The organism is Niallia tiangongensis, from assembly GCF_044704065.1.
GTDB lineage: Bacteria > Bacillota > Bacilli > Bacillales > Cytobacillaceae > Niallia > Niallia tiangongensis.
The window spans coordinates 4,104,701-4,126,259 of record NZ_CP162613.1; the positions used below are offsets into that span (position 1 = coordinate 4,104,701).

The window sequence follows — 21,559 nt, forward strand, 5'->3', positions numbered from 1 at the left end:
TTATAATAATGTGATAAATGCCATTAATACTCTTTTTCCTTGGATTTCTTGTCAATAAGCACCACCTCTAATAAATATTTACTTTGGAGAAAATTTAGTTCGTTTTAAAGGAAATGGATTGAGGAAAGATTAAACATATGAAAAGGAAGAATAAACAGAGGAGTTTCTAACTTAAGGAGGAAAAGATAATATAAATGACAATGTGGGACAAGGAACCTGACCCCTTGTCCCACTATTTCCGTTTATCGTAAAACATGCCATCTGTAGAAAGATTTCCACCGTATGGATCATTATATTGATTAATTCTTTTCTTTCTCACTTGTTGCTTTTTTAAGTCTGCTTTTACGTTATCTTGCAGAGAAACTAGCTTTTCCTTGAGGAGTTTCTCTGCAGATATCATTTCTTTTTTATCCACTTCACTAATACTAGGCCATGAGGGAAGCTGATCTAATAGTTTTTGTCTCTTCTCTAGTAAATCATTTACTTCACCAATAATTACTTCTCGATTATCTATCGCTGCATCCTGTATTGTAAGAAGTTCCAGCAATTTTTTCGTACAGTTTTTGTAGTCAATGAACAGACTCATTATACTAATCCATTAGATGGTCCATTATCTTTTTTCGCTAATTTCATAACTTCTTTCCAAGTATCACGAAATTCCATAACGTAACCTTCTACTTCATTTAAAATATTTATATCATTTTTAGTATTTGCTTCAACTAATCTTCTATATATATAATCATACATTTGTAGCATATATTTAGAAATTTCAACATCTAAATTAAGTGTAATCATCAATTCATTAATGATATTCTGTGCTTTACCAAGATTTTCATTTCGTTTTTCAATATTTTTATCCTCAATAGCTCTTTTAGCTAAAGTGATAAATTTCAAACAACCATTATACAGCATGAGAGTCAAATCCCCTGGAGATGACGTATTTACTGCGTTTTGTTTATAGGTTTGATATGGTTGATTAATCGCCATCTATTTATTCACCTCTTATTAATTATGAATTTTGCGCAAAGTAGCTAGATAATTGAGAAGATTGGTTATTTAAATTCTGAATAGCTTTCTCCATTGCGTTATATTGTGCCCAATAACGATCCTCTATTTGCTTTAATCGATATTCAAGTGATTCAATATCATCATCAATTCTTAGCATATCTTTTCCAATAGTATAGTTATATTGGGTTTTAAACGTATTACCCGCTTTTTCTTCAATCTGTTTCATTGTATCCGATACATTAGTTCTTAACCTTCTTGCTAACCCTTGTTGATCAGATGTCGGACCATCTGCCATAAATAATTGGTATACAGCCTCTGGATTATCCTCGATTGCCGCCTTTAATTTGTCTTCATCAATTTCTAACTTGCCTCGTTCTAGGTAGTCTCTCGAAGTAGTAATCCCAATTTCAGCTAATTGATTATATTTTTCAATCGTTTTTGTCGTATCGTTTACTGTTACAGACGCATATAAGGAGTTTCTCATTTTATCTAAACCAGTTGTTAAAATGGAATCTCGTTTAAGTAAACCACTCTTTGCTTTCTCTTCCCACTGTTCGATTTCTTTTTCACTCATAGAAGCTTTCTGTTCATCTGTAAGTGGCTGAAAACCCGAAAAACGTTCAGCAGTTAATTCTGTATTAACAGCACCGATTGTTTCGTTATATTTATCGACAAAAGATTTTATCGTATCAAAAATACTGTTTGTGTCCGTTTGAATATTTACATTCACACTTTCACCCACAGTCGTATTTTTATTTAGGTTGAAGGTAACATCATTCATGGTAAATGTGTTGGATTTTCTAGATGTTTTTAAACCATTGATTGTGAATTCCGCATCTGTACCTGCAGTTTTTACTGATAACTTTAATGCATCAGTAAAAAAGTTCGCATCAGTCCCAGAAAATTCTATTTCATCGCCATTATTTAAATTCCCTGTAGCTGTTCGTTGTGCGACTACTTTATCAGTACCAGTATCATAAAACATACTGACACCAACATTCGAACTATTAATTTTACTAAACATCGTATTCAATGAAGAGGAGCCATCAATTTTAAAACTTTGCTTGTTATTTGTGCCGTCTTCGTTTGTTGTTTGAATATCGAATTCGATGTAACTGTTTTTCTTAAGATTTTCTACAGTTACAGTAGTATTTTCAGCAAGACTTTCGCTAAACGTCATTTTACCCGTAGCAGGATTTACATATACTGTTGGTGTTACTTTGTCTCTATTTGCTTCGTCAGGAGCATCTCCTTCTATTATCTGAACTTTAAATGTTTTATTAGTTCCACCTGTTACAGTAATTTCATCAGGAAATCCAGACAATGAAGTCGCGTTGAGAGTAATTTCATCTCCCTTTCCTATTAAAGTCTGAGAAAAATCTTCCCCTTTCCAGCTAATTCCTGTTTGATCACTAAGTTTACTTTGCTGTGAAAGTAAACTCTTTGTAGGATCAATGGTACTATTACTAATTTTATCAGCACTTTGTATTTTAGCAGCAGTTGCCATCGTAACACCGGATATATTATAAGAAACGGTACCAGCATTCGCATTTGCACTTACCGATACTATGTCCTTATTGGAAGAAACTGCTGTTCTTTTCATCATATTTGCTTGTTTAGAAATGCCCTCAAATATGAAAGTGTCAAACTCTTTTAATTTAGCATTCATCGTCCGATAATTATCACGTTGCCATTCTAAAATTTGCTTTTTTTGATTAAGTTTATTAAGGGGCAAACGCTGCACGGACATTAATGAATCTACAATCGATTGTGTGTCAAGTCCACTGGCAAGTCCAGTAAACTTTATGGAATTTACACTCATATTAACCTCCTAATATTTAAAATTTTTTATCTATAAATATTCCGATAAATTCTGTCATCTTTGCATATATATCTAAAAGTTCTTTGGAAGGAATTTCTCTAATTACTTTTTCCGTATCTTTATCAACGACTTCAATATAGTATCGGTCTGTTTCATCGTGCACCTTAAAACTTATAGAAGTATAATGTGGCTTTAAAAATTCGTTGATGCTTGTTACTAATTCCTCCGCCTTCTCTTTTGGAAGAATATTAGCTGATTGTTCCTCAGAAAACCTATCCAATAATTTTGTATCTCCATTGGAAATATTGCTTATTTCATTGTCCATTCTGGTTGAGTTCACTAAGTTAGATATAGTCGATTGTTGTTGATTCATCTCCAATTTCATCCAATTAACAGCCCCTCTATCAGATCCTTTAATTTTTATATCGGACACTATCCGTATTTATTAATAAAAAGGGGAAATTCGATTATCCTTTTTTTGAAAAATAATCTATTACTTTCTCTACAGCTGTAATTACAGATTGGACATCATCTTCTGTCATTTTTGGAAATAAAGGAAGTGTAAGAGCTTCTTCATAATATGTTTCAGCATTAGGGCAAATGCCTTTCATATAACCGAGACTCTGATAATAAGATAGCGTATGGACTGGTATGTAATGGACATGAACGCCTATATTTTCAGCACGTAACGCTTCAAAAACTTTCTTCCTATCTACACTTAAGTTTTCTAATCGCAATCGAAGCATGTATAAATGCCAGCTAGATTCACCATCTGGATCTTGGAAAGGTACCACTACATTAGGAATGTTATTAAAAGCATTTGTATATTGATTAGAAATTTCTCTACGCCTTTTCACAAAACTATCCAGTCTTTTTAGTTGGGAACAACCTAGGCTTGCCTGAATATCCGTCATTCTGTAGTTCATTCCTAGGTCAATCATTTCATAATACCATGGTCCCTCATCTCCTGTTAGAGTTTCCTTTGTGATGCCATGTGAGCGAAATAATCGAAGTTTTTTTGCATATTCTTCAGAATTGGTTGTAATAATTCCACCTTCTCCTGTTGTTATATGCTTAACAGGGTGAAAACTAAACATCGTCATATCTGCTTGTGAACCAACTTTTTCCCCTTTATATGAGGCACCAATCGAATGCGCACCATCTTCTATAAAAACTAAATTATGCTTTTTACACAACAATTTAATTTCATCCAGATTTGCAGGTTGCCCTGTATAGTCGACAGCAATAACAGCCTTCGTTTTAGATGTAATTAGTTTCTCTATACTTTTGGGATCAATATTATACGTTTTATTATCAATATCTGCAAAAACAGGTTTTCCTCCCATGTAAAGAACACAGTTGGCAGACGCCGCAAATGTCATTGGAGTTGTAATAACTTCATCCCCTTTACCTATACCTGCAGCATAACAAGCTCCATGCAATGCAGCCGTTCCATTTATAAAAGCAACAGCATATTTTGCGCCGACATATTCTGCTATGGCTTGTTCAAATTGATCAATCTTCGGTCCTTGTGTCAAATAAGGACTTTGCAGCGTTTCAACGACTGCCTGAATATCTTCTTCCGTAATCCATTGTTGGCCATATGACAGAAAATTCTTTCTTACTGGTTGATTTCCATATAATGCTAATGTCATTTTTATTTCCTCCTTCGGAAAAAAGCCACCTTAGATCAGGTGACTTTTAATCCATTCTTCCGTTTCTTTTAAACCTTCTTCTAATGTATACTTCGGACTCCAGTTTAATAAATTTTTCGCTTTATCATAATTGCATAAAAGCTTTTGAATCTCACTTTGTGGATGAATATGTTCAATATGATTAATGCGGGCTGAATCTTCAACAATTTTAAGTGCTAGTTCATTAACGGAAACATCTCTCCCTAAACCAGCATTCACAATTTCGCCATTTACAGCATCCGAATACCCTGCTTGTACAACGAATTCCGCACAATCCTCTACATATAATAAATCTCTTGTTTGTGTTCCCTCACCATAAATATGAAGAGTCTCTCCAGCTAATTTTTTCTTCAAAAATATAGCCACAACGCCTCCTTCGCCTCCTGTTTTTTGAAAAGGTCCATATGTATTAAACGGACGGATTACGACAGTTGGCAAACCATAAGCATGATAATAGGACAATACCATATTTTCCGCAGCAATTTTACTTCCTGCATACGGAGATGCTGGTTTAATAGGATGTTGTTCAGTTATCCCTGTTTCATCTGTACATTGATCATATACCATACAGGTACTCATAAATACAACCTTCGTGTTGGTTTTTCTGCACTGTTCCAGTACATAGAAAGTGCCAATAGTGTCATTATTAAAAGTAGTTCTTGGATCATCAATCGAATCCTGAACATTAATAGATGCTCCTAAATGATAACAAATATCAAAGGAAGTTTTCGTAAACAGTTTCGCTAGCAATCCTTCATCTTTAATATCTCCAATAATGAATTCCTCAAGTTCGCCTTTAAATTCCTCAATATTTTCTGCACTGCCATTAGATAAATCATCTAATATCCAGACTTTATGTCCATCTGCAAGCAACTTCTTAGCCACAGCTCTTCCAATAAAGCCTGCTCCACCTGTTAATAGAATATTCTTCAAGTCTAATCCTCCTACTGAATTGCTCTTATACCATGATGGATATCAATACTTTCTACTATTTTCGATGCTCTATTAATCCATGTATGATTTTGATTGGTTTGTTCCAATCCGTTATTCGCTATATTCTGTAATAATTCTTCATTCTCTAAATAACCTTTTATTTTTTCAGATAGCAATGGATCATTATGCTGATAATAGATAATGTCATTGTTATGGGTATACCTTTTACTTACATAGCTATTTTCATCTGTTAAACAGGCTGCTCCCATCATCATACAATCAAAAATTCTTTCATGCGTTCCATTTGGAAAGTTAGGAAAAATATTAAGTGCTATCTTCGTTTCCTTTAATAACTCCTTCATCGTGGTAGCATCTACTGATGAGTATACTTTCGCCTGTATATTTTTCTGATGCAACAAAAAATCCCATCCACTTCCATAAATTGAAATTGGACAATCAAGCAATCCCTCTATAAGCTTTCTTCTTCGATAAAAGCGAGTGTATCGGTCAATTTCGTATAATATTTTTCCAACACTGTTCGAATAAATCGTATCAATCTTTATATCCATTTGTTCTAATGTTTCAAAGAAAGCTGTCTGAAGATTTTTGTTCGTACCATTTAACAATTTTTCCGATGTATCCATCATTACTTTTCGCATACCAGAAGGAAGATGTGTCCACCCATTTAAAACTTGATCTGGATTCACTCCACTTCCTGTAAAGAGTATATCAATTTTTCTTTCAGAAATAGGCTTACGTATTTCATTTGTATGATCTGTACCATGTGGAATAAAGACTTTAGTTGCCACACTTCCCACAAAGTAATTTATATCTTCTAGATGACTCTTATCTACAAAAGAAACAACAAGATTTTTTATCGTAAGTTTTAATCTATCTATATGATATAAAGGATGATCGACAAAAAAGGCAAATAACGGGATATTAATTACATCATAAATGGAATTCTCTCCCGACTTAATATCAGCTCCCCAACCATTCATCCCAAAGAAAAAGGAAACATTACCTGCTTTAATAGTAGTTTCTAATTTAGTAACCCAGTCCTTTTCTAATAAATCAATTATTATTACTTGAAAGCCTAATTTTACAAACGCTAGGCCAATTTCTTCTGACATATTACGCATCGAATTATATTGACTATGACCTAAAAAAATTACAATAGTCTTATTAACTGTTTCCAATCCATCAGCACCTTATTATTTTATTTAAAACAATCCCAGGATAATGGTGTACCCTTTTTAAAAGACTTCTGAAATTTCATCCCTATTGCCTGATCAAAATATTTAGGCGACAATCCTTTACCTGGACGGATAGATCGAACGTTTTCAGTTGTTAGTATCTCTCCTTCTTCTACATCTTTTACGATATAAAGGGAGCGTCTATGTTCTAAGGATGCAGCTTCATCCTTGGTCGTTCCATAAGTAATTTTACCAAGACTTTGCCATGCTCGCTTACTATCTTCCACCAATATTTTCATTTCTGATGGCTCCATTGAAAACGCCGAATCCACTCCGCCATCAGAACGTAATGTAGTAAAATGCTTTTCAATAACGGTAGCTCCTAAAGCAACACTTGCTACAGAGACACCAACACCTAATGTATGGTCTGACAAACCAACCTCACATTGAAAAAGCTCTTTCATATGTGGAATAGTCCTAATATTGGTGTTTTCTGGTGAAGAAGGATAAGTACTAGTACACTTCAATAGTATTAAATCCTCACACCCTGCCTCTCTTGCTGCGCGAACTGCCTCATCAATTTCAGCAATACTAGCCATACCAGTAGAGATAATAACTGGTTTGCCTGTTGATGCTACTTTCTGAATAAGGGGAATGTCCACATTTTCAAAAGACGCAATTTTATATGCAGGAACATTCAATGTTTCTAAGAAATCAACCGCACTTTCGTCAAAAGGAGAACTAAAGGCCAATATTCCTAATTCCTCACATCTCTTAAAGATTTGTTCATGCCATTCCCAGGGAGTATACGCTTCTTTATATAATTTATAGAGCGAACTTCCCTTCCATAAATTATTGTCGTTCTCAATAAAAAATTCGCCTTCATCAATATCCAATGTCATTGTATCTGCTGTGTATGTTTGCAGCTTAATGGCATCGACGCCTGATTCAGCAGCTTTTTCGACAATTTGCAACGCTCTTTCTAATGATTGATTATGATTACCAGACATCTCCGCAATAATAAAGGGAGGATGGTTTTCTCCAATTAATCGGTTTCCAATACTTATCTCTTTCATTTGTACCCTCTTTTATAATTTTATTATAGATTGCTTTCTATGCTGTATTCCCCATAGACTTTGGTTATACTTAGCTTTTACTTAATAAATGCCCATGACCATTTAATCTATATCTTACTGGTTAACATTTTATCATTATTGCCGGGAATCCTACCTAAATTATTCATTTTTCTTAGTAAATTTCATTTCAGTTATGAATAGGACTAATTAACAAATCGATCACTAGCAAAACGGATCATTTTTAATCCTGCTTTTGCTGGAACAAAAGCATAATCGTTAATGTTTATTCCCTTAGACTCTAATAAAAACCAACGGAAACTGTCTAATCCCGCATTTACACTTAGCGTACTAGCTCCGCCAAACCTAGCATTGCACTCTATTATGTGATAATTTTCTTTCGCATCCTTAATAACCTGCAAAACCACATGTCCATATAAGCCCAATTTTTCGACTAATACTTTTGCTAACTCTTCTAGCTGATGATCTTTAATGGTTATTGTTATTTGAGATTCCCCATTTACTACCAAGTCACGGGTTCTACATATGACACCTTTAGCTTTCCCTTTTTTATCCACATATAAATCTACGCTTATTTCTTTACCTTCAATAAACGGTTGATAGATTGGCTCTATTAGTTTTCTAGCATGACTTTGAGCGTCCTCTTGGTTTAATTTTAATCCAATATTTTGCGAGCCTGCACCAAATCTTTCTTTCACTACATAAGAACTCGCGGTAATTTGGTCAATCGACAAGGAAGTTGGAATTCCAGGTAAACCTAAGGACTCTAACTCTGTAGCAAAAGTTAATTTATCTAAAGAAGCAGCGATTCCCTTTTCATCCGATACCATAATAGTAATGCCAGCTTTCGCTAATCGTTCTTTATTTCTGGCAAACCAAAGTAATTCTCCATCACGTGTAGGAATAATATATTTAATAGTATTTTCCTTACAATAGTCTAACAGCCTCTCGACAGTTAAATCGGACAGTAGAGGCATATGCCAGAAATCATCTGTAAAAGATGCTGCAATACTGTTTTCATTAACATCAGCACCTATTATTTTGCTATCCCATCCTAACTTTTGAACAGCTTTCCGAACCGATTCTATTAAAGGAACTTTTTTTGAGGCACTTGTAATTAAAATATTTCCAAATGTTTCAGCCTCTTCTACCTGTTTCTTTGCTTGTTTCTTTTCAAAGTCAATTAATTCAGGAATCATATCTTCTACTTGTTTTTCTGGAATCCATCCAGTATACTTTTGCAGCTTTGTTAAGTCTGCTTGGGATGCTTCAAAAAGAATATCACTTTCTTCTTCCGTATGATTCATATCAGGAAAATGCTGTTTTAAAACAGACACTACTTCTGACACTCTTCGTGCTTTTCCATTACCAAGATTCACTATACCATTTGCATCGCTAACAGCAAGCCTTAAAAGTCCTTCTGCCACTTCTCCTGCATAAATATAATCAAACATGCCTTCTTTACGATATACTTTAATTGGCTCCCTATTTAATAAAGCTCTTATCCATCGCGATATAATATCACGGGAGTTCTTTCCATAAACCCGGTAAATTCGAGCATTGACAGAACTAAAAGAAACCTGTTTGAATCCTTCTAAAAAGCGCAATTCAATTTCATGCATTAATTTAGCCACACCTGTCAGGTTCCGTGGATAGATGGGGTCACTTTCTTTCAATGATGTTGCCACAGTTGCCGGCTGGCTGAATTGATACAGGTCTGGATTATAAATAAGGTAACTTGAAGCAAAAACTACTCTTTTTAGATTAGGATTATCTTTCAAACAATCCATTAAATGATGTCCTAATTTTACATTATGCTGATCATTCTCACTCCAAAATTCATATGTTTCCACAGATCTTTCAAACGTTGCCGCCAAATGAAAAAAATACTCCGGATCAAAAGCTTCCAATTCTTTTTTTGTTATGTAATTTAAATCTCCTTGCCAATATCTAATCTGTTGCGACCATCCTGCTGGCTTGGATTTTAAATCCCCTACCAAAATTTCAGCACCTAACTCGTGAAGCTTAGAAACTAATTCTCTTCCGATAACTCCTGCACCGCCGCTAACAAAAACGCGCTTGCCTTTAAGCATGATTAACACTCCTTAATAAACATCCATGTAGTAATGAATCTACAAATTCATTTTTAATAACAACATGTTCCTTCATTCTTCCCTCATATTCAAATCCATTTGCCTCTAAAATTCCGACATGAAATGGCCGTATATCATACGTCTCTGTGAATAAACGATTAAATTTCAATTGTGTTTTCGCTATTCTTTTTAAAAAGGCTAAGAAATGCTGAAAATCTTTTTCGTAAAGTAGATTGTTTTTTACCCGGCTTGGATCAACTAAGAAGGATACTTCCGCTCGTTTAGCTTCCCAGTCGATATTCGTCAATCCTCCATACCCGATAAATTCTTGTTTATAAAAATAACTAAAAAGCAATTGTTTAGGTTCTTCTTCTTTAAAAAGAGGTATGACTACTTTTTGGTAATACAATATCTGTCCTTCATCTGTTAATGGCTGTTTTTGCCTTAGTACATCCATTTGTTTATTCCTATATTCTTTTATCTTCAACATATCTTCTTGTCTTAGTGGCTCTATATGATAGTTATTCTCCTCTAAAATATTTTCATTTAAACACTTATATTGATACGATTTCTTTACCATGCTGTCCAACCACCATCTACACTTAGATTGTGCCCTGTTACAAACGAAGAAGCATCGGATGCAAGATAAGCAATTGCACCTTTTAATTCTTCTGGCCTTCCTACTCTTCCTAATGGGTTCTTACATGCTAGCTGATTTATAAATTCACCATTCTCCAGTACCTCTGGTTTCGGAAAGGGACCAGGAGAAAGGCAATTAGCCCTTATTCCTTCCTTGCCATAATGGCAAGCTATATATTTAGTAAATTGGATAATAGCTGCTTTGCCAACACCATAGTTAGGCGGATTATTTTGCCCGCTATCCCCATAAATTTCAGGATTTGGAGAAACTACCCCATACATAGACGAAATATTAATAATATTTCCAGATCCTTGTGTGACCATATAGGGCAATATACTATTCGTCAGGCGAAAGGTCTGATTAATCGTTCCATCGATTCCTATCTCCCAATCCTTATCTGACATCGATTCAATCTTCCCTGTTGATCCGTATGAAGCATTATTAATCAGGATATCAACTTTTTCAAATTCCTTCAAAGCTAGTTCGACACAGTTAGTAATAGAGTCTCTACTTGAAATATCTAAATAGACAGGTAGGCAAATAACGCCAAATTGATTCGCTAATTTTTCCGCTAGCCGCTTATTATTTTCTTGGTTTCTACCAGCTAATACTACATTCGCTCCACATTCTGCAAGGCTTTCGGAAATTGCTGATCCCAAATGTCCGCTGGCACCAGATATAAAAGCAACTTTATTTTCCAAGGAGAATAATTCCTGCAACGATTTCAATACTAATCCCTCCATTTTGATGGATTTATTATTTTTTCGGGAATATCTCTAAAGGATATATTCATTTCATCCATAATTGAAGAGGAGAGTTTAGGCAATTCATTCATGCGTATGTTTTCTTTCAATTGTTCCAAAGATTCACATCCAACAATCATTTTATCTACATAAAAATTATCTCGGATAAAGAGAAAAGCTAGCTCACTAATCGTCAATTTCTCCCTTGCCGCAATTTCTTTTAATCTTTTTAAATATGGCAAAGCTTCTATTAATGACGGAAGGAGATCTCTTTCCTCTAAAAATAAAAGTCCTTGTAAGTACACACTTCTAACATGGATTTCTATTTTAGCACTATTTAGGTCTTTAAGAAGCCCATTGTTTATTAAACGAGCATCAAAAACATTCATTGGCACTTGAATGATATCAAAAATCCCTAATTCTAAAACTCTTTTTACATGTTCAGGTGAATAAACGGAGATACCCATTTTATTAACGCGATACTTCGCTTTCAGCCTGTCAATCCATTCACTATCTTCTTTCGTTAATTTGTCCAAAACACTTGCATCATGAAATAACACACCGTATAGCTTTTCTATCCCTAATTTTTTTTGTGATGCTCTAATGGAGTTCTCTATGTCCTCTATATTATTTTCTTGCATGGATGGGATTTTAGTAATAATGTTTAAGGATTCAACCATTTCTTGTTTTAAAAAGGATCCTATTACTTCCTCACTTTGCCCATATCCGGGGGCAGTATCAAATGTTGTAACTCCATTTTCCACAGCATACTTTAAGATTTCTGCTGCTTTTTGCTTATCAGGTTGACCAATTCGGTTTGCAATACCATATGCCTGCCCTAGCTGAACCGTCCCTAAGGCTAATTTCTTTTGCGTGCTATTCATTTATTTCACCTTTTTTTGTTCAATATGTTCATTTATACTCGTTAATCCTTTATTTTCTTCTAAATAATTGAGAATAGCGGGTGTAGATATTATTTTATTTTCTGCAAAATGATTTGCAATAAGAGATAAGAGTTGATAATCCTCTTGTGTATCTAATGTTAATCTTACATCTTTGTCTAATACATACTCGGTGGTCTCCACGTTTACCGATTGAAATAATTCTCTATTTTCATAAGCATAGTAGGTAACATGCTCTCGATGATAATCTTCCATTCCATGGCTGTAGATATAAGATAGTGCTGATGAAGAAATAATTTCAACTCCTAATCCCAATGGAATAGGCTCACTGTATATAGCAATATCGCCTTGCACTCTAGTTGTATGCTCAATAACTGCATCAGCTAGTTCATAATGAAAGAATGGACAGTCGCCTAGTGCCCTTATCACATAGTCAGCTTTATATTGTTTTGCACATTCGAAATATCTAGATAGCACATCTTCTTCCGAACCTTGAAATACCTCAATACCATTTCTATTACACCATTCTACAATTTGGCTATCTGCTTCTTTCTCAGAAGTTGCCACAATCACTTGGTCAATTCCTTTTGCCGCCTGGCATCTTGAAACGGCATAATCTAACACGTTCGTACGTCCAAATGGTAATAACACCTTGCCAGGCAATCTTGTCGAACCCATACGTGCTTGGAGTATAGCGATAACTTTCATGCTTTCACCTGTTTCTTATCTTATTTCCATTAATGAATAAATCTTTTTATCTGCTTCATATCCTTGATCAAGGTTTGTCTGCATATGATCTCCAATTTCTCTTACGATACGGATCGTATGGAGACCTAGTTTTTTTGCCGTAATGAAATCCTTGTTTGGATTATCCCCTATATATACGCAATCTTCCATATTCACTTTTAAACAATCGCTCATCCTTTGAAAAGCGAGGGGATGAGGCTTCCAAAACTCGGATCCACCTAGATCATCTGTAACAATAATGCAGGAGATTTGCTTATCTAATCCTAACGCTCTTAATTTATTCCATTGCATGCTCGAATTTCCGTCTGTAATAATACCAATAGGGATATTAGCTTCCATTAGTCCCTTTAGGCAAAAAACAGCATCCTCATATAAATGTATAGAAGGTTCATGATTTCGATATACGTTTACTAATTGCTTTATGTCAGTTTGGATTCCAAACTTGTTACAAACATGATTAAAGACTTTTCCCCTTCCATAATGTTCCCACGCCTCTATGAATTGGCGCGTTAATTCTTCCACATGTAGAAAAGAATACGTTTTTGCTAGAAAAGATGCAACACTGTAAAATCCTGATTTTACATAATCATGCTCACAATACAAAGTATCATCCAAATCAAATATATAGGCTTTATGATTAAACATTTTATAACTTCCTTTTTACCGTTCTGTTATCACTATTATTATCGGAAAACTTTAGGGTTTATTAAACAAAAAAAGACTTGAATATTCAAGTCTTTTTATTCACAACTTAATTTATCTCTGAATACTTTTAAAGCTTTTGCAACAACGGCATCCATATCATAATATGTGTATTCAGCTAATCTTCCTAGAAAATAAACATTTTCATACAAAGAACCTTCTTTTTTATATTGCTTATATATTAAATGATTTTCTTCTTTGGGTATCGGATAATAAGGTATATTTTGACCTTCTACTTCTTTATCATAGCTAACTGGATACTCACGGACAATGGTTGTATGTGGATGATTTTGCCCAGTTAATTTTTTGAACTCCGTTATTCTTGTAAAATCATAATCATTCGGATAATTTAAAGTACCAACCTTTTGATAACGTTCCTCTTGAATGGTATCAAATTGAAATTGTAAAGATCGATAAGGTAACTCACCATATTTATATTGAAAGAATTCATCAATCTTTCCAGTAAAAATAACTTTCCCAGTATACTCCTTTTCACCGAAATATATCTTCTTTTCTTCCATATTTATATTTATTAATTCTTTATAATCTGTATTTAACATCAATTTGATATTCGGATGACTTAATAAGCTTTCAAATAATTTGGTATAGCCATATTTAGGTACTCCTTGAAAAGGATCTTGAAAGTAACGATCATCCCTTGAAATGTATACAGGCACTCTACCTGTAACATATGGATCAATTTCATCTGGTTTCATTCCCCATTGCTTCATTGTATAGTTTAAAAATACCTTTTCGTAAATATAATTAGCCAAAAATTGAAGATCTTCATCCTGTGTATCTTTTAATTTTAGAATAGGCACCTTTACATTAAAACCGAAGTTTTCTATTAATTTTTTCTCTAACCTTTTCGCCATGTCACTTGGAAATAATTGATCTAGAGAATCTAAATTAAATGGAATAGGAACTTCTTTTCCATCTATTTTCCCTAATACCTTATGGTGATAAAGATACCATTCTGTATGTTCAGACAAATACTCCCATACCTCTTTCAACTTAGTATGAAAGATGTGTGGGCCATATTGATGAACTAATACGCCAGAATGATCATAAGTATCATAGGCATTTCCGCCGATATGGTTTCTCTTTTCAATTACAAGTACCTTTTTATTATTTATTCTTGCTATTCTTTCCGCTATTACAGTTCCTGCAAAACCTGCTCCAATTACAATATAATCAAACAATATTCTCACAACCTCAACTATTCTTCTCTAATCTTTTCAAAATAAGTGGCAATATAAGTGTCAATGGGATGGATAATACTATCGTTACAATAGATGAAAGAAACATCCAAAATCCATGGAAAATAGATTTAAGAATTAACTTCGATTTATTTATTTTTACAATATTTGAAACTAAATTACACATATAAATTTGTTTTGCTTTAATTTTCAAACTAAATAACATGACATTGAAGAAACCAGCTCCTGTTAAATTAGCAACAGGAACAATAACAATATCAAAAGACATACTATCTAATTCATTCCATTTGATACGTGGAGAAAATTTAGCCTTAAAAGGATAAACCATAATGTTATCCAATGTATTATATTTTTCAGCCAACTTAATACCGTGTTCATGTGTTAAAAGTGTTATTTCATGGTCTGGAAATTCTTTTATTATTTCTGGCAGATTATTATCTAGCTGCTGGATTGGAACAGAGCGAATAATCAATAATTTTTTCATCTTAAATCCTTTCTATCGATAAAAAGTAAAGGCTAAATCTAAAGAAGCTCGCATTTTTTGTACTATTTCCTTTTTAATTGGATTCCGTTTATCTTTTATTTGATTAATGCCAAAAATTGCAGATAGAAAAGCTTTCAGGTAAATAGTCGTTGATTGCTCAAGTGAATAATAAATACACTTCTGCAAGAAAAACAACGTTTCTCGAATAGCAATTTCTATTGGGTAGTTTTTCCACATAATCCAAAAGGCATTTCTTGTATAATAAAATGGTGCTCTCCACGAACTACGATTTACTGGTGAATATTTATGATAAGAAACAATATCTGAAAAAGATTGGATTTTATATCCATTATTCCAAATTCGATAAGCAACATCTAACTCATTATGATAGAGAAAGAATTCTTCTGGATAATAGCCAGCTTGTTTAAAAACTGATTTTCTTACACCAGCCCCAGCACCATTAAAGCTCATTATGTAATGATTTCCCTCTATTTTATCTGTAGACCCTACAGTATTTTCTGTTTCATCATATTGATAAAAGTTCCGGACATCAAAAGCTACCACTCCAAGTTCGGAGTCCTCATTGAAGCGGTCTACCATTCGTTGTATGGAATTTTGCTCAGGAAAAGAGTCATCATCAATAATGACGATAAACTCTCCGTTTGCATTTTCAAAACCAATATTATATGCTTCTATTCCTACATTTTTATACATTCTCAGTAGATGAACATGAGGAAAATCTATCTCTAGCATTTTCTGTGTACCATCTGTGGAAGCATTATCGACTACAATAACTTCTAAGGAATCATAATTAATTTCCTGAATTCTAGTTAAGCTTTCTCTCACATCGTCTTTTCTATTCCAAGAGAGCATGACTATTGATACTAGTGGGTTCATTTGTTAACCATACCTTTTAATTGTAACGAATGGTTAACTCTCCAATCTTTGAAGCGCTGTAATAATACTGGTTTATATATGGATTTCATGATTTCTGTATATTTATTATATTCTTTTTCGATTGAATAAATTTCAAATTCGGAAATTACATGTTGATATCGATCAATATATAAATTTGACGACTTCTTCTTATCTATTTCCAATATATGGCTAACCAAAGATATTTGAAATAATGCTAAATCTTCGACATCAATTAATTTTATTTTTGGATATTCCTTTTTTATACTCTTTGCCAGTTTATCCTGAGAATACATATTTACTTCTATATCACAACTAATCGATTTTATTTTTTCTAAAATAGATCTTAAAAGATTCATTTCGCCATTAGATTTAATAATAATCTTGTGCTTATCTTGTAAGTGTGACACAAGTTTATCTTTTCTTAACTCTCTTTCAACAATCCTACCGTTTGGAGCTCTCCCTCTTTTCTTACTAATTGCATCTTCCAAAGCAAATAAAATAGTTCTGCCAATACTAGGCTGTTCATTTAAATTACTCATAAACACAGCTTGACTGATTTCTTTTATTAAATGGTCTGTAAATAATATTAATTTATTATCATCAATAGTTCTTAAGAAAAAGTTTATTCTATTTCTCCAAAAATAGTATATTGCAAACGTATTTACAATTTCACTTGCACCCGCTTTATGCCATACTTTAGATTTAGAATTACAAACTACTTTATATTCTTTTCTTTGTATTCGAAAAAACCATTCAATATCATCCCAATATATAAAACAACTTTCATCCATAACTCCTATGTCTTGAATAACTTTCGTCCTGATCATTGCGAAACAAGCAGGTACATAATCGCATTCACTTATATCCCTTCCATAAACACCTACGTTTTTATTCTCCCTATTAGGCAAAATATCTATATCATATTTCATCCAATCTATGATTGATCCAAATTCAAATACTTTGTTTGGATTTTTTTGCAAATAAATTTCAGCACCAACTGCACCAATCTCTTCATGTTTTTCCATAACTAGATAGGCTTCATTGATAGCTTCTTTATCAATAATTACATCATTATCTAGTAATTGTATATACTTATATCCTCTCTGTAATACATGTTTTATTCCTGTATTAAATCCACCTGAACCTCCCAAATTTCCATCATTTACTATTATATTTACTCGATTTGAATACTCTTCTTCAATTGCTTGAACAGAACCATCCGTTGAGGCGTTATCAACTACATATAAATCATAATCTTGATAGGAAGAGTTGAGTACCGATTCAATACAAAGCAAAACATCATCCTTTTTATTCCAATTACAAATCACAATTGCTATTGCTTTACTCAAAATATTTCTCCTTTTTATTTTATTTTATTTTGCAAAATTTTAGCCCTTTATCTGCTTGTCCCATAATATTAACTTGATACAAGATCTTACTTATAATATATCGATTGTATATATATCTGCGCCTCTAAAATTCTCACTTATCCGTTGCTTTATTTCATCTACAAATACAAATGATGCTATTATTATTGATTGGCATTTAATTTCCTTTGCATCTTCAATAGATATAATTTTAACATCATCTATAACGTCGCCCCATAAAAGTTCATTTTTATCAATAAAAGCAAGCACACTAATATTAAAGAATCTCAAAGACTCAATCAATCTATGACCTACTTCCCCAGCCCCATAAATAATTACCTCTTTTATATTTTGAAAATCTAATTTTTTTGCAACCTCCAAGGTTTCTAATGTATATGGAGGTACATGACTACTTTTTAGCACCGTGTTAACAAATAATTTATTAGGATATTTTAGTGTTACTATTGCCTCTGGCCAAGGTATATGCTTAAATCTTCTACTATTTAGAAATCCTTCAATACCCAATAAGTCTAATTGTTGCAGTAATTCTTCATTATATAAGGTACTTACACGCTTTGACCCATAATTGTCGTCATGATGTAAGTTCATTAAATTGAATGCTTCTTCATGAGTAGGTAAATTATATATCCTTGATATTAATTGCCCTATTTGTTCTCTTTTCTCTAATAATCTTTGTTTTAGATGTTTCTTAGAATATAATAATTCTAAGAAACATTTATTAAATTCTAAAACTCCATTTTGACACATTTTTTTCTTCTTTATTTCATCCATTGGGATACGGTTATTATCAAGAACAGGAACAATTTTCTCATTTTGTGTCTCATAATATAATGTTGAACCAGTTTCATTCATATGCAATTGTTCTATTATACTAGGTTCTCTTAATATTGGCTTTACGTAACTTAAATTATATCCAGCATTTGCAATAAATCCCCTAATGTCAATTCCATTTTGAAGTTTATATTTAACCTCTTCAGAACCCATAGCAATCAGATGTATACTTTGGTGTTTTGTCTTATTTCCCACCAACATAGTCTCTATATTTTCTTGGATTGTACCTCTGAAACCCAAGTCAACTGTTATAAAAGGTTTAGATAAATCAATTTCTTGCTCTAAATATTTACCAAAATTCTCTTTTCTTCTTTGCAAATCAGAAGAAATTTTTGCTGATTCTTTATCTGTTAATAACAGTATTAGCTCTTCTTTTAAGTTTAGTTTATTTTTCTTAATCTTTTCTGTTTCATGCAATTCTATTTCCATATATTCTTTATATTCATCTTCCCAGTTTCCAAGATTAAACTTTTCTAAAAAATCCTTAACAGTAATCCCTCTTCTATTGTTATCAAAGAAACTATCTACATATTCCTTCTCTATATCATAAGTTTTTGGAAAAGTCGTTGCTTCTCTTGAGACAAATAAACAAGAAATATCTACTTTTAACTCTCTTTTAAATGCCGCTTGTTTCAACACTTTTTCTAACAAGATTCCCTCTCTCATAAAAGGTCTAATTTGTTGAATATTTTCTCTCTCTGCTATATCTAGAATCCACTCTGCAAATAAACTTAGAAACGGGCCCAGAACACCCGTTCCTAATTTATACCAAAACTTTTCATTTTCATTGATATCTATTTTTAAATTATTGATAACTTTCCTTAAACTGAAAATTTCCGGTAAAATGTTCCCATACATTATCTTTTCATATTGAAATAAACCATTTCTTATTTTTGAGTTGTAAATATATCCCCTAATTCCCAACTTTTTAGGCTGTTTAACATCAGCGATTTCATTATCTCCAATATGTATCCATTTATCGTATGACAAATATTGTTCTGAGCTGATTATTTTAAATAAAGCTCCTTCGTGTTTAGTTACCAAATATTCTGATGAAACATAAATCTTATTTATTTTTTTTATATCAAAATTATTAAATAAGAGGATGTCCTGTATTTGATTATGTGATAAATACATATCAGATATTAAATAGATTTTTTTATTTTTTTCTACGCAATAATTTACAAAACTATTAATTACAGGATTTACATAACATACCTGCTTTTCCAATTCAATCTCTAATCTTTTTATATCATCTTTAATAAACATATTATCTGGTATTAACTCATATATATCATCAATAGAAACTTCTTCTGCATCTTTAGAATTATTTCGTTTCTTCTTTCGTGCTAGCTGTTCAGATAATATTCGAATCTGTTGAAATTCAAATTCTGTTGTATCCTTCTTAAAATATCCCTTTTCTTTTGATATTTTCCCTAGTTCTATAAATAAATCAGTAGGATCAGATACAGTTCTTAAGAGCAATGTATCGAATATATCAAATGAAACAGCATCAGCATCCTTTAATACATGTTCTAATTTACTTAAACTTTCATCTTTTCTCCATAAATCTTTAATCACTTTTCATCCTTTCTGTAAAAAATAATACATTTTTATTGTATTTGAATCAATTTCATAAATTTAACGCTTAGAGTCTCAAGGTCTCAGAGACACAAAAAAAGGAGTACCTCCCCAAAATGTCGAATTTAGTAAGCACTACACAAACTAATAAGACTGGAGGAAGACTCCCTATGACTATTATACGACAAGGAAGCCTATTTGACCTACAAGAATTATATCATTTAGAACCTACCCAACGGTTTGAAGCTGTTTTTTCTACCATTGACATCGAACCGATCTTCGCTGTGGTAACGAAGAAATCGCGTTTTGGAAGGCCTGTTGGGCTAAACTATGCAGCGATGATTTATTCGCTCATCGCTAGAATTACGGAGCGAATTCCGTTTATTAAGGATTTAGTGAAACGGTTAAAATATGACATGATCTTTCGTCTCGACTGTGGGTTTTTAGTTTCAGACTCTATCCCCTCAGAAGCAGCTTATTCTAGAATGATTACTGTTCTTTGTGAATCCGATGTTCTTGAAAATGTGCAAGGAACACTGCTCCATCAAGCCATTTCAGAGGGCTTTGTGGAGGATGACACGGTTGCCATTGATGCCACTCATGTTCTAGCCAAAGATGCAGCACCTCCAAAGGAAGAACAGCCAAAATCGGAACCGAAAAAACGTGGACGTAAATCAAAAGAAGAGCGTGAACAATGGCTTATCGAAAAAGCAGAACAGGAAGCCAACCTTCCACTTTATGACAAGAAAATAGAAGAACAACTAGATATTCCTCTGGATGAACTTCGAGCTGAAATTCCTCAAGATCCTCAATGGGGAATCAAGAAAAACAGCCAAGGAAAAAATGTTTTTTGGTATGGCTACAAAGCTCATTTAGCTGTAGGGACAAAGAGTCAGTATATCTTTCAATCTCTTCTATCTTCCGCTAATTTAAATGATGGAAAAGCTGCAATCCCTTTATTAAAAGGACTTCACGAACACGTTTTGTTTCCTTCCATGCGTTATCAAACAATGGATGCAGGTTATGATTTTGAAGCGATTTATACCCAAATTCATCGAATGGGGCATCAATCTGTGATTGCTTATAATAAGCGGAATGAACCCGAACCTATTGGATTTGATAAGCACTTCGCCCCTACATGTGTTCGAGAGCATTCTTACCGTTACGATAGCTTTGATCATCAGTATGAAACATTAAAATATACACGTCCAAAAGAGTGTAAAGACTGTCCGTTAGCGAATGATGGTCTTGCCAGAAAGTATACAAAGTAAAAATCACAACCGATCTTAGAAGATATACCGCACCAGCCCGTGGATCAAAAACTTGGAAAACCATCTTTAAACGACGTACAGCGGTTGAGCGAGTAAATGCCTATCTTAAAGGTTATTTCCAGCTCAATAATGTTCGTTATCGTACTGGGAAAAGAGCGAAAGTCCATTTTGATCTCGTAACGCTTGTTTACAATGCTTCCAAGTTAGGAGCAGATAGGATTAACCGTAAGTTAAGTAAGCAACAAGCAGCTTAAAAATTTTATAGGAGATAAAATTCTGTAAGTCTGTGTTT

The 21,559-nt window shown here is 33.2% G+C and carries 19 protein-coding genes and 1 pseudogene; 1 reads left to right on the forward strand and 19 read right to left on the reverse strand.

Features of this window, described 5'->3' with window-relative positions; translation table 11 throughout:
- Positions 1–232: 232 nt before the first annotated feature.
- From AB3U99_RS19605 to AB3U99_RS19695, 19 genes are all read right to left on the reverse strand, one after another.
- A complete protein-coding gene (locus tag AB3U99_RS19605; RefSeq protein WP_400243352.1) occupies positions 233–586 on the reverse strand; it encodes a hypothetical protein in 354 nt (117 codons plus the stop codon).
- Positions 586–987, reverse strand: a complete 402-nt coding sequence (gene fliS / locus AB3U99_RS19610; RefSeq protein ID WP_400243353.1) for a flagellar export chaperone FliS — start codon at positions 985–987, stop codon at positions 586–588. The genes AB3U99_RS19605 and fliS overlap by 1 nt, the downstream gene beginning before the upstream one ends.
- Before the next feature lie 22 nt (positions 988–1,009).
- Positions 1,010–2,830, reverse strand: a complete 1,821-nt coding sequence (gene fliD, locus AB3U99_RS19615; protein ID WP_400243355.1) for a flagellar filament capping protein FliD — start codon at positions 2,828–2,830, stop codon at positions 1,010–1,012.
- Between the two features lie 16 nt (positions 2,831–2,846).
- On the reverse strand, positions 2,847–3,215 hold the full coding sequence (locus AB3U99_RS19620) for a flagellar protein FlaG (RefSeq protein WP_400243357.1): 369 nt from the start codon (positions 3,213–3,215) through the stop codon (positions 2,847–2,849).
- 82 nt (positions 3,216–3,297) lie between these two features.
- On the reverse strand, positions 3,298–4,485 hold the full coding sequence (gene pseC, locus AB3U99_RS19625; protein WP_400243358.1) for a UDP-4-amino-4,6-dideoxy-N-acetyl-beta-L-altrosamine transaminase: 1,188 nt from the start codon (positions 4,483–4,485) through the stop codon (positions 3,298–3,300).
- Between the two features lie 30 nt (positions 4,486–4,515).
- Positions 4,516–5,457, reverse strand: a complete 942-nt coding sequence (locus AB3U99_RS19630; protein WP_400243360.1) for a GDP-mannose 4,6-dehydratase — start codon at positions 5,455–5,457, stop codon at positions 4,516–4,518.
- Positions 5,458–5,468: 11 nt separating this feature from the next.
- Positions 5,469–6,656, reverse strand: a complete 1,188-nt coding sequence (locus AB3U99_RS19635; protein ID WP_400243362.1) for a glycosyltransferase family protein — start codon at positions 6,654–6,656, stop codon at positions 5,469–5,471.
- Between the two features lie 20 nt (positions 6,657–6,676).
- Positions 6,677–7,729 carry a pseudaminic acid synthase gene (pseI, locus tag AB3U99_RS19640; protein ID WP_400243364.1) on the reverse strand — a complete coding sequence of 351 codons (1,053 nt, stop codon included), beginning with the start codon at positions 7,727–7,729 and terminating at the stop codon, positions 6,677–6,679.
- A 203-nt stretch (positions 7,730–7,932) separates the two neighbouring features.
- A complete protein-coding gene (locus AB3U99_RS19645; protein ID WP_400243366.1) occupies positions 7,933–9,840 on the reverse strand; it encodes an NAD-dependent epimerase/dehydratase family protein in 1,908 nt (635 codons plus the stop codon).
- The gene (locus AB3U99_RS19650) at positions 9,833–10,420 is read right to left on the reverse strand and encodes a GNAT family N-acetyltransferase (protein WP_400243367.1); all 588 of its coding nucleotides are present in this window, start codon (positions 10,418–10,420) and stop codon (positions 9,833–9,835) included. The genes AB3U99_RS19645 and AB3U99_RS19650 overlap by 8 nt, the downstream gene beginning before the upstream one ends.
- Positions 10,414–11,208 (reverse strand): SDR family oxidoreductase, encoded by a 795-nt coding sequence (locus AB3U99_RS19655; protein ID WP_400243369.1) that lies wholly within the window; start codon positions 11,206–11,208, stop codon positions 10,414–10,416. Before AB3U99_RS19655 ends, AB3U99_RS19650 begins: the two co-directional genes overlap by 7 nt.
- A gap of 2 nt (positions 11,209–11,210) precedes the next feature.
- Complete coding sequence (locus tag AB3U99_RS19660) at positions 11,211–12,107, reverse strand: aldo/keto reductase (protein WP_400243371.1); 897 nt, start codon at positions 12,105–12,107, stop codon at positions 11,211–11,213.
- Complete coding sequence (locus AB3U99_RS19665) at positions 12,108–12,833, reverse strand: cytidylyltransferase domain-containing protein (protein ID WP_400243372.1); 726 nt, start codon at positions 12,831–12,833, stop codon at positions 12,108–12,110. It abuts the gene before it with no gap.
- Between the two features lie 15 nt (positions 12,834–12,848).
- Entirely contained in the window at positions 12,849–13,517 is a 669-nt protein-coding gene (locus tag AB3U99_RS19670) for an HAD family hydrolase (protein ID WP_400243374.1), read from the reverse strand.
- Positions 13,518–13,612: 95 nt separating this feature from the next.
- Positions 13,613–14,785, reverse strand: a complete 1,173-nt coding sequence (gene glf / locus AB3U99_RS19675) for a UDP-galactopyranose mutase (RefSeq protein WP_400243375.1) — start codon at positions 14,783–14,785, stop codon at positions 13,613–13,615.
- A gap of 4 nt (positions 14,786–14,789) precedes the next feature.
- Positions 14,790–15,278, reverse strand: a complete 489-nt coding sequence (locus AB3U99_RS19680; RefSeq protein ID WP_400243377.1) for a hypothetical protein — start codon at positions 15,276–15,278, stop codon at positions 14,790–14,792.
- 12 nt (positions 15,279–15,290) lie between these two features.
- Positions 15,291–16,175, reverse strand: coding sequence for a glycosyltransferase family 2 protein (locus AB3U99_RS19685; protein WP_400243379.1), 885 nt, complete (start codon positions 16,173–16,175; stop codon positions 15,291–15,293).
- Entirely contained in the window at positions 16,172–17,545 is a 1,374-nt protein-coding gene (locus tag AB3U99_RS19690) for a glycosyltransferase family 2 protein (RefSeq protein ID WP_400243381.1), read from the reverse strand. The genes AB3U99_RS19685 and AB3U99_RS19690 overlap by 4 nt, the downstream gene beginning before the upstream one ends.
- Positions 17,546–17,635: 90 nt before the next feature.
- Complete coding sequence (locus tag AB3U99_RS19695) at positions 17,636–19,996, reverse strand: hypothetical protein (RefSeq protein WP_400243383.1); 2,361 nt, start codon at positions 19,994–19,996, stop codon at positions 17,636–17,638.
- Between the two features lie 170 nt (positions 19,997–20,166).
- Here AB3U99_RS19695 and AB3U99_RS19700 point away from each other — a divergent pair.
- Positions 20,167–21,521, forward strand: a pseudogene (locus tag AB3U99_RS19700) (IS1182 family transposase).
- Positions 21,522–21,559 lie beyond the last annotated feature (38 nt).

What these genes read in the sequence shown, in the direction of transcription:
- fliS (WP_400243353.1), bottom strand. Translation starts at nt 987, where the DNA reads ATGGCGATTAATCAACCATATCAAACCTATAAACAAAACGCAGTAAAT.
- pseI (WP_400243364.1), bottom strand. Translation starts at nt 7,729, where the DNA reads ATGAAAGAGATAAGTATTGGAAACCGATTAATTGGAGAAAACCATCCT.
- AB3U99_RS19645 (WP_400243366.1), bottom strand. Translation starts at nt 9,840, where the DNA reads ATGCTTAAAGGCAAGCGCGTTTTTGTTAGCGGCGGTGCAGGAGTTATC.
- AB3U99_RS19680 (WP_400243377.1), bottom strand. Translation starts at nt 15,278, where the DNA reads ATGAAAAAATTATTGATTATTCGCTCTGTTCCAATCCAGCAGCTAGAT.
- AB3U99_RS19660 (WP_400243371.1), bottom strand. Translation starts at nt 12,107, where the DNA reads ATGAATAGCACGCAAAAGAAATTAGCCTTAGGGACGGTTCAGCTAGGG.
- AB3U99_RS19670 (WP_400243374.1), bottom strand. Translation starts at nt 13,517, where the DNA reads ATGTTTAATCATAAAGCCTATATATTTGATTTGGATGATACTTTGTAT.
- AB3U99_RS19620 (WP_400243357.1), bottom strand. Translation starts at nt 3,215, where the DNA reads ATGAAATTGGAGATGAATCAACAACAATCGACTATATCTAACTTAGTG.
- AB3U99_RS19665 (WP_400243372.1), bottom strand. Translation starts at nt 12,833, where the DNA reads ATGAAAGTTATCGCTATACTCCAAGCACGTATGGGTTCGACAAGATTG.
- AB3U99_RS19685 (WP_400243379.1), bottom strand. Translation starts at nt 16,175, where the DNA reads ATGAACCCACTAGTATCAATAGTCATGCTCTCTTGGAATAGAAAAGAC.
- AB3U99_RS19605 (WP_400243352.1), bottom strand. Translation starts at nt 586, where the DNA reads ATGAGTCTGTTCATTGACTACAAAAACTGTACGAAAAAATTGCTGGAA.
- fliD (WP_400243355.1), bottom strand. Translation starts at nt 2,830, where the DNA reads ATGAGTGTAAATTCCATAAAGTTTACTGGACTTGCCAGTGGACTTGAC.
- AB3U99_RS19650 (WP_400243367.1), bottom strand. Translation starts at nt 10,420, where the DNA reads ATGGTAAAGAAATCGTATCAATATAAGTGTTTAAATGAAAATATTTTA.
- pseC (WP_400243358.1), bottom strand. Translation starts at nt 4,485, where the DNA reads ATGACATTAGCATTATATGGAAATCAACCAGTAAGAAAGAATTTTCTG.